This window comes from Specibacter sp. NPDC078709, from assembly GCF_040686795.1.
Taxonomy (GTDB): Bacteria; Actinomycetota; Actinomycetes; order Actinomycetales; family Micrococcaceae; genus Specibacter.
This window is the reverse complement of record NZ_JBFBLU010000001.1, coordinates 242,231-260,614: the sequence shown is the minus strand read 5'-3', so window position 1 is coordinate 260,614 and position 18,384 is coordinate 242,231. Positions and strand designations below refer to the sequence as shown.

Genomic DNA, 18,384 nt, shown 5'->3' with positions numbered 1-18,384 from the left:
GCTCACCTTTTTGGCACCGCAAAAAGTCCCGCTAGCAGTTAATCTTTTGGAGTTTGGCACATGGCATTGCAGTCGATTACGGGCCGTACATTGCGTAAGAAGGATGTCCTGGGGATCTCCGGAACGCTCGTGGTGGCCGCATCTTTGGTGACCGGTGCCATTGTCTACCCCGGCTTCACCACAGCGGATGTGGACCTCAACGACGGCAGCGTTTGGGTTACCAACCGCGCGGACGGCCTAGTAGGCCACCTCAATGACCAATCCAAGGTCCTCGACGGCGGTTTCGCCGCCACTTCCACCACCTTTGACGTGGTGCAGAACGCTGGCAATGTTTTCATGAGCGGCGACGGCGGCAGCCTCCTGAATCCGGTCAACATCCCCATGATGGCCATGGCCTCGGAAACAAATATCGGTGGCGGAAAGCAGACCTCACAAGGCACCAACATTGTCTCGCTGACCGATGCCGGAACTGGCAAGGTCTGGGCCATGAGCAACCAGGAAGTGCCCGGCTTCAGCGATAAGACCACTGTCCCGATCCTTTCTGGTGTGCACAATGCGGTCTCCGTCACGGCACCCAATGACACCATTTTCACCGTTGATGCGCAGACCGGTGAACTCATCACCACAACCCTGAACACCCTGGGTAAGGTAGCCACCCAGGACCGTAGCAAGATTGATGGGCTGTCCAACACCTCCGATGTTCAGCTCACTGTTGCCGGCGGCAAGCCTGTTGCCTTTTCCGCTGAAAGAGGCACCTTATTCCTGCCCGATGGCAAGAAGGTAGCGATCCCGGATGCCAAGGGCGCGCTACTGGCACAGCCCACGGATGAGGGTAAGTTTGTGGCGCTGGAAACCGGAACTGCTTTGTACACCGCGCCGTTAGACGGATCGGACGCGAAGGTTCTGCAACTGGGGACTACCGGCAAAGCCGTAGCGCCAGTCATCCAGAACGGCTGTGTTCACGCCGCCTGGTCAGGGGCCAATAAGTACGTGCTCGCCTGCAATGGTGCAGGGGATCTGGTGGACATTCCCAAGGCCGCTGCCAACTCCGAATTCGTGTTCCGCAAGAACCGCGATGTGGTGGTCCTGAACGATATCAACTCCGGCAATGTGTGGCTGGTCAATCAGAACATGCTGCTCGTGAACAACTGGGACGATCTGAAAACGGATCTGAAAAAGGCCGACAACGCCGAAAAGGAATCCGCTGATCCCAACGTGGTCAGCACCCTGCCTGACCGGACCAAGCCCAACCGGAATCCGGAAGCTGCCCCGGATAGCTTTGGTGTCCGCGCAGGTAAGACCACCATTTTGCCGGTTTTGTTCAATGACTCCGATCCCGATGGCGACGTGCTCACGGTGTCTCCTCCCGGGGTCGACCCTGTCTTGGGGACGGTGCAATCCATCTATGGCGGCACCGGGCTGCAGATTAATGTGCCAGCGGAAAAGTCGGGCGCGGGGCCCTTCAGCTACACGGTCAACGATGGCCGCGGCGGAACGGCCAAGGGCGATGTGAATGTGCGGATTGTGCCGCCGAGCGAAAACTCTGCGCCCAAGCCCATGCGTGATTCGCCGATGGTGGTGGAGCTGGGCCAGACCATGAGCCAGAACGTGCTCACCGAGTGGATCGACCCCGACGGTGACGATATCTTCCTGACGGGCGCCGTTTCTGACGATGAAAGCGCCGTCATCAAGACCAGCCCCGACGGCGAGCTCAAATACACCGACGACGGCGAAGAAGCTGGCACCAAGACCATGACCGTCACGGTCTCTGACGGTGTTGACAGCACCGAGAAGAAGATCAAGGTCAACGTCAAAACCGGTGGCTCGGTGCCGCCGGTAGCCAACGCAGACTTCTTCCGTGCCGTGGTGGATCAGCCCATTGTGCTGGCTCCACTGCGCAATGACCAGGATCCTTCCGGAGGGACACTGCGCCTGGCCAGTGTCTCCAAGGCGCCGAACGCCACGATCTCGCGCATTGCTGACAACGGCACAGTCACCTTCACTGCCAGCACCCCCGGCGAAATGTACCTGGAATACCAAGTCACTAACGGGCCCATGAGCGCCACCGGCCTTATTCGCGTGGACGTGGTTCCCGAGAACACCGCGGGGCTCCCGGTCGCTGTGAAGGACTTGGCCATGCTGCCAGCCGGCGGCTCGGTCCTGGTGGATGTTTTGGGCAATGATATGGATCCGGCCGGGGGAGTGCTGGTCATCCAATCCGTGGATGTTCCCGGCGGCGCACCTGTCTCGGCCACCATCATTGAACGCAACGTCATCAAGCTCAGTGATGTGCGCGGACTCGTTGGCTCCATGAGTATCAAATACACCATCTCCAACGGCGAAGGCAGCGCCGTGGGCGAGATTTCCATCATCCGCATTCCGGCGGCCGATAAGATCCTGCCTCCACGCGTGGAACCCGATACGGCAGTGGTGCGCGTAGGCGACATTGTCAGCATCCCCGTCTTGGCCAATGACACTGACCCCAACGGCGAGGTGCTGAAGTCCCCGGTTGTTGTAGAAACAGTCGATGCTAAGGCTGGCAAGCTGTTCACCGATCAGAATCAGCTGCGCTTCATTGCCGGGCAGACCCCCGGGAAATTCACCGGCGTGTACAAGGTGGCCAATAGTTCAGGCCAGTTCGATTCAGCTCAGGTTGCCATCACCGTCGTGGCCGCCGATCCCGAACACAACCTGCCCCCGGCTCCCAAGAACCTGACCGGGCGCGTCATCGCAGGCGATGAGGTCAAGATCCCGGTGACCCTCAACGGCATTGACCCCGACGGCGACTCCGTGGAACTGGTCGGCATCGACAAAGCACCCATGCTCGGCACGGCAGAAACCGGCAATGGTTACATTTTCTACACGGCTGGCGGCAACTCGGCCGGCACCGACACCTTCAGTTACCGTGTCCGCGACCGGCTCGGAGCCGAGGCCATTGCCCGCGTGGATGTGGGTGTTGCCCCGGTGCTGAACATGAATCACCCACCGGCCACCGAAGACGATTACATTACGATGCGTCCGGGGCGTAAGGTCTCCCTGGATGTCATGCTCAACGATTCCGATCCTGACGGCGGCCAGCTGGGTCTGGTCAAGGACGGCTTCAAGGGGCCAGAAGAAATGCTGCCCACCGTCACGGACAAGGGCAAAGTCCTGGTGACCTCGCCGCTGGAACCGGGCATTGCCACCATGATGTACACCGTGGCAGATAAGTTTGGTGCCAAAGCCACCGGCAACATCCGGATGACGGTCACCCCGGAAGCGCCCCTCAAGGCGCCTATCGCCCGTGATGACCGGGTCAGCGTCAAGCAGATGTTGGGCAAGAACACAGTAGACGTACCGGTGCTGGAGAACGATGCAGACCCCGACGGTGTGACCGAGGAACTCAAGGTTGCTGTCGAAGCGGCTCCCGGTGCCGCCGCCGGCGATACCTCCATCACGTCCGAAGGCGCGGTGCGTGTTGTTCTGAGCGCTGAGGATCAAATGATCCCGTACACCGTGACGGACCAAGACGGACTCAGTGCTACGGCGGTGATCTGGGTTCCGGGCCTGAACAAGCAGTACCCCGTGCTCAAAAGCCATGATGTCATCCGCCTGACCGCCGGTGAGAGCGCCGTCATGAAGCTCTCCGACTACGTCGAGGTGCGCGAAGGCCGCAAGCCGCGCCTGACCGAAGCCTCCAAGATCTCCCTTCTGGGCGCCCCTAACGACGATGTCATTGTCGGTGATGGTGCAGCCATTAACTACGCTGCCGACATCGCCTTCTATGGCCCCGGTTCCATCACCTTTGAGGTGACCGACGGCTCCGGCCCGGATGATCCTGAAGGTCTCAAATCGACCCTGACGGTCATGACTTTGGTGGACCCTGCCCCGGTCAAGGAGCCCGAGGCCAAGGACGAGCCCAAGAAGGGCGATCCGAAGAAGGAAGACCCCAAGGAAGAAGAAAAGAAGGAAGAGGAGAAGAAAAACACTCCGCCAACCTTCACCGGTTCCATGCTGGATGTTCCGCAGCAAGAAACCGTAACCCTCGACGTCGGGCCCCTCGCCTTTGACATTGATCCGGGCGATAAGGACAAGTTCAAGTACGCCATGGTGGGCGGTGCTCCTGCAGGGTTCAAGGTGAAAATCGATGGCACCGTGCTGACCGTTTCACTTGAGAGCAACACCAAAGTGGGTGTCACGGGCACCATCAAGGTGCAGGTGGAGGACGGCAGCAACGATCCCGTTCCGGCCGACGTGCTCCTGAAGGCCGTTTCTTCCTCCGAGCCGCTGGCCGTGGCCAATGAGGATATTGTCCTCGACGCCCATGCTGGCCGTGAGGAAGTGGTCAAGGTTCTGGAAAATGATGTCAATCCCTTCCCTGACACGCCCCTGAAGGTGGTGGGAACCTCGGTGGAAACCAGCAGCGAGGGCATCACCGTGACGAACAAGGATGATTCGGTGGCCGTCAAAACCGCCGACGATTACAAGGGCACGGTGATAGTTCGTTACATCATCGAGGACAAGACCAAGAATGAGGACCGGCACGCCAACGGTCGCATCAAGATCACCGTCAAGGGCCGGCCGGATTCCCCGACCAAGCCCCAGGTGGTCGAGGAGAAGGACTCGGCCGTGGTGCTGACGTGGGATCCGCCAGCTGACAATGGCGAACCCATCACCAAGTACACGGTTGAGTGGACTGGCGGCAGCCAGGACTGTGAAACCAACACCTGTACCATCACGGATTTGACCAACACCAAGGAATACAAGTTCAAGGTCACTGCCACGAACGACGTCGGCACCTCGCCGCCGTCGCCAGCCTCCGTGGGTGCCACCCCGGACCGCATGCCGGACGCACCGCTGGCTCCGACCACTGTGTTTGGTGACAAGTCGGTTCAGGTTCGCTGGGTGACCCCGGTGGGCGACTACTCCGCGGTGACCAAGTTCAATGTGGAGATCTCTCCGGCACCTGCCGGGCAGAATGGTCAGCGGGCGGCGGTCACGGGCAATTCCTTGACGTGGAGCGGGCTGAGCAATGGGACCGAATACCAGTTCCGGGTGCAGGCCATCAATAAGGCGCCAAACCCGTCCGAATGGGGCAAGTATTCGGCGTCGGTGGTGCCCGCAGGTATTCCGAACGTGCCTGGTGCCCCTACTGTTCAGACGCAACGAGCCGTGGGTACCAACAGCCAGGTCAGTGTTTCCTGGGCCCGGCCGTTCATCAACGGTGACCCCATTTCCGAGTACCAGGTTGAACGCTCCGGTGGTGGGCAGCCTGCTACCACGCAGACCGTCACAGGCTTGAGTGCCACCTTCTCGGTGAGCACCTCCACGGTGGGGTATCAGTACCGGGTGCGCGCCACCAACAAGGCAGGCACCACTGCTTGGGGTGCCTTGTCGGCGCCGCAACGGGCCCTGGGTAAGATCACTGGCGTGCCGGCAGCACCCACCATTGCCTTGGTGGGTACCAACGGAGCCGGCGGGCAGGTCAAAGTCAGCTACGCTGCACTCGCACAAAGTCAGCTCAACGGCTACGCCACGAGCGAGGTTCAATACTGTGTGAAGCTAACCCCTGGCGGGCTCAGCTGCGGGGTCCCTTCGGGCGTCGTGTTGAACTCCCCGAACGGTACCAATGTGTACGCCAATGTGTACGCACAGCCAACCGCCAATGCTGGGGACAGGAGCGATACCTCGGCGGCATCGGCAACGGTTAAGCCTTATGGGGTTCCGGGGCAGCCCGGCGTGAGTGGATCCACTGCTCCGGCCCAGCAAAAGACCGTGAGCTGGAGCTGGAGCGCACCCGGGAACAACGGCAGTGGCATCGCCCGCTACGAGATCAGCCTTAATGGGGCAGCCTGGACCTCGAATGGAACAACCAGGAGCTACTCCACCGGAACGTCCGGCTTCAGCCAGTCCCACACCCTCAATGTCCGGGCCTGTAACGCCGGTGGTTGTGGCGCCGCGTCAGGTAACGTCACCTCCAAATCGGGAACGGCCCCGCCGCCCCCGCCGCCGCCCGTGACGGAATGGAGCATGACGCACAGCATCGGCTACCGGACCTGCATGGATGCCTTGGGAAGCACTAACTGGCAGGGTGGATCGTGCTCGGGTGGGCACTGGCTGAACCCGGGAAATACCATCGTGAGCAATTGTTATGTATGGCGCTCCGGTTCCATGCCCGGCAACTGGTTCCGTCAGCAAAGCGGACCCAACGGTGCCAACAACGGCCTGTTTGCCCGCTGGGACGCCTTCAGCGGCGACTCCGGCTGGAAGCCCAGCGCTTCGATGCCTGCATGCGCGCAGGGACCGGGTCAGTGGTAGGCCGCAGTTGCTACGACCACTGGAACCTGATCCCAAAGGGACCCAATTCAACGGGCGAATAGCCGCACAAGCTGCCACCGGCGTCGAAAGTTAGCGATTTTCTGCCCCTAATGGCTAGTAACACCAACTAGTGGATAAACTAATGCAGGTTTTGCTGCAAACGATGCACGAACATAAACAATCGAAAGAGGATGAACTATGTCCATGACGCCCGAACAGGCCACGTGGTTTGCAGGAACATTTGAGAAGTTGGTGGCCAACGTTGGACAGGCGATCTTGGGCAAGTCACAGGTGATCAGTCTGACCCTGGCAGCCATGCTTGCCGAGGGTCACGTGTTGTTTGAGGATGCTCCGGGCACGGGCAAGACCATGCTGGCCAGGGCGTTGTCGGCCACGGTGAAGGGCACCAATAGCCGTATCCAGTTCACCCCTGACCTACTGCCCTCGGACGTCACCGGTGTCATGATTTACGACCAGAAGACGCAGGCCTTCGAATTCCACAAGGGCCCCATCTTCGCCACCATTGTGCTGGCCGATGAAATCAACCGTGCCTCCCCGAAGACGCAGTCGGCGTTGCTGGAAGTCATGGAAGAATCCCGCGTGACCATGGACGGCACCACCTATGAAACGGGCCGCCCGTTCATGGTGTTGGCTACCCAGAACCCCATTGAGCAGGCCGGAACCTACCGCCTCCCCGAAGCCCAGTTGGACCGCTTCCTGGTCAAGACCAGCATCGGCTACCCGGACCACGCCTCCACCGTACAGTTGCTGGCCGGCTCCAGCCAGCGCGACCGCACCACCTCCTTGCAGGCCATCATCACCCCGCAGGCTGTTTCGGAGATGGCCGATCTGGCCGCCACCACGCACGCCGACGCGGCCGTGCTGGAATACATTTCCCGCCTGTGTGAAGAAACCCGCAACGCCCCGGAAACCCGCTTGGGTGTTTCGGTGCGTGGCGCCATCGCCATGGTTCGCATTGCCAAGGTTTGGGCCGCTGCCAAGGGCCGCAACTACGTGCTGCCGGACGATGTCAAGGAATTGGCGCCGTACGTGTGGACGCACCGTTTTGTCATGGACCCGGAAGCTGAATTCGCCGGCGCCACCGCTGAAGCCGTGCTGAGCCGCGTCATGGCCGAAGTTGCCGCACCGCAGCAGCGCAGTTCACTCTAAATAATTGCCCGGCTTGCGTCCGCCGCTATCGCTATTGCGCGGGCTGCAACACCGTTACAACGTGGCTACAGCTACAACACCGTCATCCGAAGGTAAATCATGAGCATCAAATCCAGCGCAGGGAAGGTGAGGGACTTCCTCTCACGTCCCTTCCATCGCGGCGGAACCCCCACCCGTCTACACCCTGCCTCGCTCACTCGCGAGGCAGGGAAAGTGGCCACCATCTATGTGGGTCCCGTGTGGTCCAAGGTAGCCAGCTGGACCAAGCGCTGGATCGCCCCGGCCGTGGCTACCATCAGCACTTTGGGCTGGATAGTGCTGAGCGCCGCGGTGCTCTTGTGGATCCTCGGTGTCAGTTTTGGTTGGCAAGAGGCCAAGGTGGCAGCCCTGCTGGCGCTCTTGTTGATGTTGATTGCCATCGCGTTTGTGCTGGGCAAAGCCATGTACGCGGTCAAACTGGACTTGGCCCGCACGCGGGTTGCCGTGGGCGATAACGCCGTGGGCAGCATTGCCGTGGCGAACACGTCTCCGCGCAGCGTCCTGCCAGCCGCCCTGGAACTGCCGGTTGGCCAGGCCACGGCACTGTTCCACCTGCCACGGATGAAGCCCAACGAGATCCACGAGGACCTCTTCACCATCCCCACCACGCGCCGAGCGGTCATCACGGTGGGCCCGGTCCGCTCGGTGAGCGCCGATCCGCTGCACCTGCTGCGCCGCCAAATGCTGTGGACGGATCCCACGGATTTGTATGTGCACCCCCGCACCACCGCACTTGATGGTCCGGCCGCCGGATTCCTGCGCGACCTCGAGGGCCTGACCACCCGCGATTTGTCCAGCTCCGACATTGCCTTTCACGCTCTCCGTGACTATGTCCCGGGCGATGATCGCCGGCACATCCACTGGAAGACCACGGCCCGCACCGGCAAGCTCATGGTGCGTCAATTCGAGGAAACCCGCCGATCACACATGGCTGTGGCCCTCTCCGTCAACTCGGATGAATACGAGTACGACGACGATTTCGAGTTGGCGATCTCCGCGACAGCATCGCTGGGCCGCCAAGCCATTCAGGAAAGTCGTGAGCTGAGCATCATCACCCAGCGCGGGCCCATCCGCTGTGAAACCGGCCGGAACATGCTCGATGAGATGACTAAGCTGGAGTCCTATAACCGTCGGGGCAGCTCGGTGGATCTAGCCCGGACTCTCTCGGACTTGGTACCCAACGCCTCCGTGGTGTTCTTTGTTGTTGGTTCCAAAGTGACGCCTGCACAACTGCGCAGCGCAGCCGCCTCGGTGCCGCCGGGCGTACGCGCCTTCGCGATCCGCTGTTTCACAGGGGCCCAACCGGCCCGTGCAAATATTGCCGACCTGACTGTCCTGACGCTGGGTGAACTCAGCGATCTGGCAGCAGTTTTGAGAAAGGCCGTCGCGTGAACGCCCGCCGGAGTGCGGCAGCAGCGCCGCAACAAGAACCCGCCGCTGGACAGGATGCTGCCAGCACCCGTGCCGGACGCCGCGCCCAGCGTCAGGCCCAGAGCAATCAGAGCCAGAGCAATCAGAGCCAGAGTAGTCAGAGCCAGAGTCGACGGCAGGGTGGAGCGGCGCGGCCAGCTGCGCAGCACCAGTTGTCGGCGTTTGCCGGGGGCCGGCTGTGGTGGCATTTTGTGATCGACGGTGCTGTGCTGGCCATTGTGCTGGGAATCTCCGTCCTGGGTTTCGGCCCCACTTTTGGTCACGACCCGCAGTATTTGGTGGCTGGGTTCGGTGCCATTGTGCTGGGTCTGGGCGTTGCAGCACTGGGGGCGCATTGGCGTCTGGGCCTGATCTCCATGGTGGGTGTGGCCTTCTTGGTCTACATGCTCTTTGGCAGTGCCTTGGCCGCACCGCATGAAGCGTTCCTGGGTTTCCTGCCCAGCTTTGATTCATTGCGCGGGTTGTTGCTGGGCATCATGCTGTCCTGGAAGCAACTGCTCACCTTGGCGCCGCCCGTTGGTACCAGCGTTGATGTCATGGTGGTTCCGTACCTGTCCGCCTTTGTGGCGGCAGTGGTGGCCGGAACCTTGGCATGGCGGCTGCGTCAGGCACACTGGGCCCTGATCCCGGTGGTAGCCCTCTTCGTCACCGCCATCCTCTTTGGTACTGCCGAAGTATTCCTTCCCGTACTGCGCGGTTCCCTGCTAACCGTCGGTGGCATTGCCTGGCTGGCTTACCGTCACGAACTTTTGCGCCGAGAAATGGCCGGTTCCATTTCCGCAAACCAGCAGGTGCAGGATACGGCAGGTGCCCGCACGGCGTTGCTGCGCCGCATCGGCATGGCGGCCGGTGTCATCCTGGTGGCGAGTGCCGTAACCATGGCCGCTGCCCCGGCACTGACACAATCCAACGATCGCGATGTGCTGCGTGACACCGTCATCCCGCCGCCGGATTTGCACGCTCTGCCCTCGCCGCTGACCAAGTTCCGTGACTACGTCAAGAACCAAAAAGATACCGTGCTGTTCACCGTTGACGGGCTCCCCAAAAATGGCCGCGTTCGTATTGCAGCCATGGACAACTACGACGGCGTGGTGTTCAATGTGGACCCCAATAGCTCCGCATCCTTTGCCCCGATTGGTGACCCGAAGGCGCTGAATCAGGGCACGGAAGGTGACGGAGCCGCCGTCGAACTTGCCATTGATGGTTACGAAGGCGTCTGGATTCCCAACGTGGCCGTGGCTGGCAGCCTCAATTACCAGAGTGCTCAGGGTGGGACACCCACGCTCTACCTGAACAAGGAGTCCGGCACCGCACTGAAGCTAGATGGTGTGGGTCAGGGCGATTCGTACTCCATGGATGTTGCGTTCCCGCAGGTCGATGGCAATAAGTTGGCCGCCTCTGACTTTGGCCGATTGAATCTGCCCAAACTTGAGAATGTGCCGCAGGTGGTGGGTACCAAGGCCAACGAAATTGTTGGCGAGGCGGACACGCCGCTGAAAAAGGTGCAGGCGCTCGAAGGTGCCCTGCAACGTGAGGGTAAGTTCAGCAACGGCCTGGACGGTCAGACGCCGTCCAACTCCGGCCACAGCGCGGCGCGCATCACCAAGCTGCTCAGCGGCAAGGAGATGGTGGGCGACGACGAACAATACGCCACAGCCATGGTGCTCATGGCACGCCATCTGGGCATTCCAGCGCGCGTGGTCATGGGCTTCTATCTGGATGAAAAGGACAGCAATAACGGAGCTGACAGCATCAAGGTGATGGGCTCCGACGTCCACGCTTGGGTCGAGGTCAACTTCTCCGGGCTCGGTTGGGTGACGTTTAACCCGACGCCGGATAAGGACAATGTGCCCAACCCGCCGGAGCCGCAGAACGCTTCCAAGCCCAAGCCGCAGGTACTCCAGCCGCCGCCCCCGCCGCAGGAGCCGGCCGATCTTCCGCCGGACAGTGCACCGGACGCCTTAGATACTGATCCGAAGAAGGACAAAGAAGCCGGAATTTGGGGCACCATCTTGTTGATCGTTGGGGTGGCTGCCATTCCGATCCTCATTATTGCCTTGCCGCTGATCTTGATTGTGGTGCTGAAAACACGGCGCCGGAAGAAGCGGCTAACAACCGGTCTACCCACGGATAGGGTCGGCGGTGGTTGGCAGGAAGTCATGAGCCTGGCCACTGATTTAGGTGCCGGAATCAATAGCACCGGAACCCGCCGGGAAACTGCCGTCTCGCTGTACAGCGCCTTCCCGGCAACGCAGGGCACCACGGCGTTGCTGGCTGAACGCGCCGACGCCGCCATCTTCGGACCGGGCCAGCCCAGCGAAGAAGAAGTCGCCACATACTGGCAACATGTGGATCATTCCGTGCAAGGGATGAGTGGGTCGGTAGGATTCTGGAAACGGCAACGAGCAAAATTCTCACCACGTTCATTGCTGGCCGATGCAAAGGCTCGAGCCCAAAGCCGAGCGTTTAGCAAGGAACTGAGCAAGGCAGAAGCACAGAATAAGGAACAGGAACGCAGCCTCATGGCCAGCGATTCTGACGATGGTCAAGGCGGAGCAGGCATGCGCTCCAAACTGACGAAGTTGATGAAGAAATCCTAAGAAGGGTACTTAAGGAAATGGCGCAACAAATGGCGGAACCCTGCCGGAATTGTGGTGCACCCCTTTCGCAGGGAGCAGCATTTTGCACGATCTGCGGCGGTACGGTGTCCAACCGGGCCGCCTCCCCGGCGCCATCTTCGGTTCCCTTGGGCAGCACCGGCTTCTCCGGCGGGCCTGGCCTTTCCAGCGGGGCCGGTGGAGCTGGCCAGCCGCAGTATCAGGGCCAGCAGCAAGCGCAGCAGAACCCAGCGCAGCAGTACCAAGGGGGGTACCAAGCGCAGGGCCTGCCGGGCATCATCAACGTCGACCCGTCGATGGGTGGACCGTTGCTTCCCCCCGTTCAGGTGGGGGATGATCCGCGCGGAGCGGCCGCAAGGGCACTGTCCAACGCCGGTGCTGGCCGCCGTCTGGCCGCCAAGATCATTGACGGTGTTCCGCCTGGAATCTTGTTGGGCGCAGCCTCCGGTATTGGAGCAGCCTTGGTCTCCACGACGCCTGTTGACGGTGGTACCCAGCTGAACCTGACATGGTTGTTGGTCCTGCTGGGTGTTGGGTCGTTGCTGTCACTTGCCTATGTTGTGTGGCAGTGGTTGTGGGAGGCCAAGTCGGGTAAGACTCTGGGTAACCTCATGCTCGGTATTCGCACCACCAATATGGACGGCCACCCGGCCGGGCTGCTGGCGATTTTCTTGCGCTCCTTGATGGTCAGTCTGAGCAGTGTGGTGCCCACAGTTGGCCCGATCCTGATGTTGATCTCCAATACGTGGGACAAGAATGGTAAGCGTCAGGGTTGGCACGACAAGGTAGCCCACACCTTGGTGTTCAACGTCAAGAATGGTCGCAATCCGCTGGAAACCGGTGGCATTGCCGAACGGGAGAAGTTCACCCCGGCTGAGGTATCCACCATTTCTCCGGTGCATTCGCCGATGGCCCGCACCGTTAACAAGCCTGGGGCAGGAGCCGGTGTTTCTGCGGCCGCTGCGCCTTCCACAACACCGGGATACGGACAAGGTTCTGCCCAGGGTTCGCAACAGGGCTCGCCCGTCGCATTCACCGGATCGTTCCCGGGCGCCGAGGCCTCTTCCGCAGCGCCTGCCCCTGCACCGGCAGTCAAGGGTGGACGACGCAAGAAGAAGGGAGCCGCACCCGATCCCTTCGCGCCTCCCGCCATCGCCTTCCAGAACCAGCCGAACCAGCAGGCTCCTGCCATCCAGTTCCAAAGCCAACAGCAGGGCCAACAGGGGCAGCAATTCCAGAATCAGCAGCAGTTCCAGCAGTTCCAGCAGAATCAGCAGGGCAATCCCTTTGCGCCTCCTGCCTCTGCGCCTGCCTCGGATCTTCCGGTGGCTTCGGGACCCATCACCAATGTCCCAGGAATCACTCGACCGCCGGTTGCTTCTCAAAGCAACCAGCAGTTCGGGCAGGCTCAGGGCTCGCAGCAACAGAACTTCGCTCAGGCACCTCAGACAACGCAAGAATTCGGGCAGGCCCCGCAGGCCCACCAGGCCCCGCAGGCGCACCAGACCCCGCAGGCTCCGGCTGCGCACGCCGACGACGAGGCGGGGGAGACCCGAGCCCGGCCACACAGTTCCAGGACTGCCCTTCGGTTGAGTTTTGATGATGGGCGCACCGAGGATTTGGCAGCTACGGCGCTGATTGGCCGTAACCCCGCCGGTTACGATGGTGAGATGATTTCGCGTCTGATCTCCGTCCAAGACTCCACCCGATCGGTGTCCAAGACTCACCTCCACCTCCGTGCTGCGGCCGAAGGCCTGTGGGTTACCGACCGTAATTCCACCAACGGTAGTGCCATCTCAACCCCCAATGGGGCCAAGAGCCCGCTGGTGGGTGGCTCCCCAGCCTTGGCTGAACCCGGATCGCGGGTGCATTTCGGCGACAGGTCTTTTTTGGTGGAGAAAGCATGAGTTCTTCGGATGGACATGAGAACGAGACCAAGTCCGGGGTCCGTTTAGGTTTTGGTTTTGGCACGGACCGCGGACTGCGCCGGGAACTCAACGAGGATTCCTTTCTGGCCGCCGATCCGCTCTTTACCGTCGCCGACGGTATGGGAGGGCATGAAGCCGGCGAGGTCGCCAGCCGTGAGTGCATTGAGGTACTCAGCAACCAGCGATTGCTAAGCGCGGGCTCCCGGGAGGCAACGGCGTCGGACTTGCAACAGGCACTGCGCCAAGCCGATGCCAGGATCAGGGAGCTGACCAACGCCCGGGCCGGCACTACTGTCAGTGGAGTGGTGCTGGTGGAAGAACGTACCGTGCCGTACTGGCTGGTGTTCAACGTGGGCGATTCCCGCACATACCGTCTGAGCCAAGGCGTCTTTTCGCAGATCAGTGTGGACCATTCTGAAGTTCAGGAAATGGTCGACGGCGGGCTGATCACGGCCGAGGAGGCCCTGGTACACCCGCGCCGGCACGTGGTGACGCGCGCCCTGGGCACCGGATCGGACACCGAAGCTGACTTCTGGCTGGTCCCTGTCGAAGAAGGTGACCGGATTTTAGTGTGCTCCGATGGCCTCTCGGGAGAGCTGGGAGACGAGCAGATCCACCGCGTCCTGAGCACGCTGCGCCATCCGCAGGACGCCGTGGATTCGCTCATTCAGGCGGCCCTGCGCTCCGGCGGGCGGGACAACGTCACGGTCATCGTGGTGGATGCCAGCAATGTCTTGGGCAGTACGGGCGAGGAAACCCTGAACAACCCCAAGAGCGCAGACACCGTCCCCGAGGACACACTGCCGCGCATGCCCGTGGTGGAGGACGTCCTTGAATCCATTCCGGAATCCGTTCGAACTCCGGCGCTAGAAGCGGCTCCCGGAACCGAGACCCCGGAATCAGAACCATTTGAGCCTGAGACTGGGCAAACGCAGTCGCTACCATTGCGGCTGCAACCACCGGAGCACGCACCAGCAGTACCGGCCATGGCAGTTCCTGCCCACGCCGCAGCATTTTCAACCGAGGAGAATCATGGTTAGCAGCACGTACCGCACAGGCTCATGGCTTGGCATTGTGCGATCCGGCTCTGTCATCGTGCTGGAGAGCAACACCAACCCGGAGATCGTGAACCGGTTGTGGGACTTCCTCGGCGAGGACCCCACCATCCACGGCGTCCTGAATGAGGTCACCGCCTCCTTCGGCACCGGCCTCACCGGCCTGCCCAGCTTCGCCATCCTGGTGCAGCGCGATAAATTGCACGCGATCCTGCGTGGGGACATCACACTCCTCGCCCAGAAGGATGGCGCCTCTGAGCTGGTTTCTGGCCGCGACGTCACCACCTGGAGCGAGCGTTCCCTCCCGCTTCCGGATGCCCTGGAACTGACCCTGGCAGAAGCAGAATCTGACTCAGCGGCCACCGAGGTGGAGCTTCCCGTAGGCGAGGCCGTGGTCCGCATGCAGTCGCTGCGCTTGCCCATCTCGGGAACGTTCACGGCTGCGGTGCCGTTGGCTGGTGCCTCCACCACTGAAATGGACGACGCCGGTGCCCCCGCCACTGCTTGGGCTGCTGGCGAAAACGCCACCACTTCCACTACGGCCAGCCACGCCAGCGACGCCAGCGCTGGAGCTTTTGTCCCGGTTGCTGTGCCGGAAGCAGGGGAGGATGGGGCACCCGAGTCCGTGCCCGCCGTCGAACATGATCTGGATTCTGAAGCTGCGGATTCAGCGCACACCTCGGTGCAAGAATCTGCCGATCTCGCTGAGGATTCCAGTGCGCAGACTCCGGCCGTATCACTGGCCAAGGACGATCCCTTTGCGCCCGCGGAGCAGGCTGCTGAACCTGAAGAGGATGCCTACGCCAGCTTCGCGATGGCTGCCGAGGCGGCGGATGCCGAATGGAGCGCCCAGTTGGAGCCCGTCCAGGCAAATGGTGAGGATGATATCAACGACCTCAACCTGACCATTCGCCCCGATCTGCAGGAGGAAGAGTCTGCTGCCCATGCTGGCGAAGCCTCGGCGTCAGAATTCGATGGAGAGTCCAGCCAGGAGCCTTTGGTTGGGAATGAATCTGAGCTGCATGATTCTGACACGGAAGAGGCTGGTGATGCTGAGGCTGGCCAGGCGCAGTCCGATCAGGACGGTGACCCGTCAGTGGGTGAAGATGCGCCGGCGGGTTCTTCTGCTGATGAGGCAGCCTTCACCACTTCCTACGACCACTTGTGGGGTCCCACCGTGGCCCGGAGTGTGGAAGATGCGGCTGTTCGCCTCGATGAGAATGGTCAACCCATCGCCGCGGTGAACGCCGATCCAGTAGTTCCCCCCTTGCCGTCCCTGCCGCCGCTGACTGGCAACGGCTCACAGGGTGCCGACTCTGAAGCTGCTGGCTCACCTGACGATGCCGCAGAAACGCCGGCCGATTCAGGTCAGGGTGGCACGGAATCTCTCATGATTGACTCGGTGCCGTGGGGTGCTCCTGCTGCCCAGAGCCAAGAAGCTCCAGCAGCATTCGAGGAGCCCTTTGACCCTGACCATGATGGCCAGACCGTCATGAGTGGTGATCTTCAGCGGGATCTGGCCCCCGCCGCGGCGCCGCTGGAATCGCGACCACCCACCGGGCCCATGGTTTTGGCGCGCCTGTGCTTACACGGTCATGCCAACCCGCCCAGCCGTTCACAGTGCTCGGCTTGCGGTGCACTGCTCAACTCCGAACCCCGTGAAGTGGGCCGTCCGCGACTGGGCATTATGCACATTTCCAGCGGTGAATCGGTGGAGCTGGACCATTCACTCATCATTGGCCGCCAGCCTTCGGTGTCCCGTGTCATGGGCGGTGCCATGCCCCGATTGGTTCAGGTCAAGAGTGGCAACGACGATATTTCACGCTCCCATGTGGAAGTGCGCCTTGATGGCTGGGATGTGCTCTTGGTGGATCTGAAAGCCACCAACGGTACTGTCTTGGTGCGCGAGGGCCAGGCTCCGCGTCGTCTGAGCCAGGGCGAGCAAGCCATCTTGCTCAATGGGGATATTGCCGAACTGGGAGACGGTATCTCCCTCCTCTTTGACGGCCTGCTGTGAGCAATAGGCGAGCAGCTGCGGCGCCCCCGCAGCTCCCGGGCTACACCTTTATCTCCGGTCTGGGCTCCGGCGGCTTTTCCGAGGTGTACCTGTACGAACAGGAACGTCCTCGGCGCAAGGTAGCTGTCAAGGTCCTCACCGCAGACTTGAAGACCGCTGGTGCCAGGACCCGCTTCGAGTCCGAGGCGAACCTCATGGCGGAGCTGTCCGCGCACCCGTACATCGTGACGATCTACGAGGCCCAGATCACTGATTCCGGTCACTCCTACCTGGCCATGGAGTACTGCTCACGCCCCAGTCTGGACATACAGTTCAAGCAGGGCCGTTTCAGTGCTGACAAGGCCATGGAAATTGGCATCCAGGTGGCCTCCGCCGTGGAAACCGCCCACCGTGCGGGCATTGCGCACAGGGATATTAAGCCGGCTAACATTCTGGTCACCGACTACAATCGGCCGGCCCTGACCGACTTCGGTATCTCCGGAACCACCGATCCCCAGCAGGACGACGGCGGCGGCATGTCTGTGCCGTGGTCGCCACCTGAGTCATTTGGCTCGGGAGCAACGGACGGCGTGAAGGTCGATATCTGGGCTCTGGGCGCCACTATTTATACATTGTTGGCCGGACACTCGCCGTTCGTCATTCCGGGTGCGGAGAATTCGTACCGCATCATTGGCGACCGGATCGCCTCCATGCCGTTGCCCAAATTGGGCCGGGCGGACATTCCCGAAGCCTTGGAAATGGTCTTGGCAACGGCCATGGCCAAGCACCCGAGTTCGCGCTACAGCAGTGCCAAGGATTTTGCCCGGGCACTCATGCGCGTGCAGGCCGATTTGAACTATTCCGTGACGCCCTTTGAGGTGCAGGAAGACGTGGTTGTCCATGACGGTCGGCCCAGCAATTCTGATGACTATTCAGAGGCCACCCGGGTGCGCTCCATCGTCTCCATCGATCCAGATGCGAGTACCAGCAACCCGACGTTTCCGTCCCGGAACACCTCCGGGGGTCAGCACTCCACAGGTCCCGGAACTCCGGCCGGAGGGAACTCATTCACGGCGCCGCCGCACATTAACACTGTCCCCGGCGTAACGGGGTCCAGCACTGGCCTGACCCGCAATGGCCAGACCGTCCCATCACAGGACACCACCGGTGGTCCCACCGTCCGCAAAAGCTACTCGAACATCGCCTCGGCTACGTCCTGGAATGATACGGCCGTGCGCAGCCCGGCCCAGAGCCAGAACCAGAATCAGAGCCAGAGCCAGGGGCAAAACCAAGCTGCCCAGAGCCAGCTCGCCCAGCGGCACATCCTGGAACAGACGGTGGGGCGCAGCGAAGTGCTGGCCCCTGCCGCAGACGCTCACGTTCCCACGCTGGAACCGGCGAAGAAAAAAGGCAAGTGGCTGGGGCTGATCTCCGGGCTGCTACTGGTGGCCGGCGTCGTCATTGGCATTATTGTGTTCCTCAATGTTGGGGCACCGGAACAGGCCAGCCCAAGCACTGATCCCTCCACCCCGCCGCCCACGGCGTTGGTGGTGGGCACGGAGGTTCCGCAAGTGACTGATTTGACGGCCAAGCCCATCAATGGCGGGGCCGAATGGACGTGGACAAATCCGGAACCGCTGGAGGGCGACCAGTACATGTGGGCCGCCGTCAGCGTGGTTGATGCCGGCGAGTTCAAGAGAATTACTGACAATAAAGTTTTTGTGGTCAATGACGCCAATGGCTCATCGTGCATTGCCGTCAAGCTGCTGCGCAAGAACGGGCAGGTCTCAGAAGAGATTCGGAAATGCTTTAGCAGTGACTACTGAGAAATTTGAACCAACTAGGGGGCT

General features: G+C 61.4%; 8 protein-coding genes. All 8 read left to right on the top strand.

Translation table 11 applies throughout. The features are described from left to right. The first annotated feature begins 60 nt into the window (after positions 1-60). The 8 genes from AB0P14_RS01165 (at position 61) to AB0P14_RS01130 (ending at position 18,360) form a co-directional block, all read left to right on the top strand. Complete coding sequence (locus AB0P14_RS01165) at positions 61-6,297, top strand: Ig-like domain-containing protein (protein WP_363836698.1); 6,237 nt, start codon at positions 61-63, stop codon at positions 6,295-6,297. Between the two features lie 198 nt (positions 6,298-6,495). Continuing rightward, on the top strand, positions 6,496-7,467 hold the full coding sequence (locus tag AB0P14_RS01160) for a MoxR family ATPase (protein WP_363836696.1): 972 nt from the start codon (positions 6,496-6,498) through the stop codon (positions 7,465-7,467). 99 nt (positions 7,468-7,566) lie between these two features. After that, on the top strand, positions 7,567-8,898 hold the full coding sequence (locus AB0P14_RS01155) for a DUF58 domain-containing protein (RefSeq protein ID WP_363836694.1): 1,332 nt from the start codon (positions 7,567-7,569) through the stop codon (positions 8,896-8,898). Next, positions 8,895-11,537 carry a transglutaminaseTgpA domain-containing protein gene (locus AB0P14_RS01150; protein WP_363836692.1) on the top strand — a complete coding sequence of 881 codons (2,643 nt, stop codon included), beginning with the start codon at positions 8,895-8,897 and terminating at the stop codon, positions 11,535-11,537. The genes AB0P14_RS01155 and AB0P14_RS01150 overlap by 4 nt, the downstream gene beginning before the upstream one ends. 104 nt (positions 11,538-11,641) lie before the next feature. Next, the gene (locus AB0P14_RS01145) at positions 11,642-13,462 is read left to right on the top strand and encodes an RDD family protein (protein ID WP_363836691.1); all 1,821 of its coding nucleotides are present in this window, start codon (positions 11,642-11,644) and stop codon (positions 13,460-13,462) included. After that, entirely contained in the window at positions 13,459-14,523 is a 1,065-nt protein-coding gene (locus tag AB0P14_RS01140) for a protein phosphatase 2C domain-containing protein (protein WP_363836689.1), read from the top strand. The genes AB0P14_RS01145 and AB0P14_RS01140 overlap by 4 nt, the downstream gene beginning before the upstream one ends. Continuing rightward, the gene (locus tag AB0P14_RS01135; protein ID WP_363836687.1) at positions 14,516-16,555 is read left to right on the top strand and encodes an FHA domain-containing protein; all 2,040 of its coding nucleotides are present in this window, start codon (positions 14,516-14,518) and stop codon (positions 16,553-16,555) included. Before AB0P14_RS01140 ends, AB0P14_RS01135 begins: the two co-directional genes overlap by 8 nt. Next, a complete protein-coding gene (locus AB0P14_RS01130) occupies positions 16,552-18,360 on the top strand; it encodes a serine/threonine-protein kinase (RefSeq protein WP_363836685.1) in 1,809 nt (602 codons plus the stop codon). Before AB0P14_RS01135 ends, AB0P14_RS01130 begins: the two co-directional genes overlap by 4 nt. Positions 18,361-18,384 lie beyond the last annotated feature (24 nt).

Excerpts from the sequence above, each read along its gene's own strand:
- AB0P14_RS01165 (WP_363836698.1), top strand. The coding sequence starts at position 61 with ATGGCATTGCAGTCGATTACGGGCCGTACATTGCGTAAGAAGGATGTC.
- AB0P14_RS01140 (WP_363836689.1), top strand. The coding sequence starts at position 13,459 with ATGAGTTCTTCGGATGGACATGAGAACGAGACCAAGTCCGGGGTCCGT.
- AB0P14_RS01135 (WP_363836687.1), top strand. The coding sequence starts at position 14,516 with ATGGTTAGCAGCACGTACCGCACAGGCTCATGGCTTGGCATTGTGCGA.
- AB0P14_RS01160 (WP_363836696.1), top strand. The coding sequence starts at position 6,496 with ATGTCCATGACGCCCGAACAGGCCACGTGGTTTGCAGGAACATTTGAG.
- AB0P14_RS01155 (WP_363836694.1), top strand. The coding sequence starts at position 7,567 with ATGAGCATCAAATCCAGCGCAGGGAAGGTGAGGGACTTCCTCTCACGT.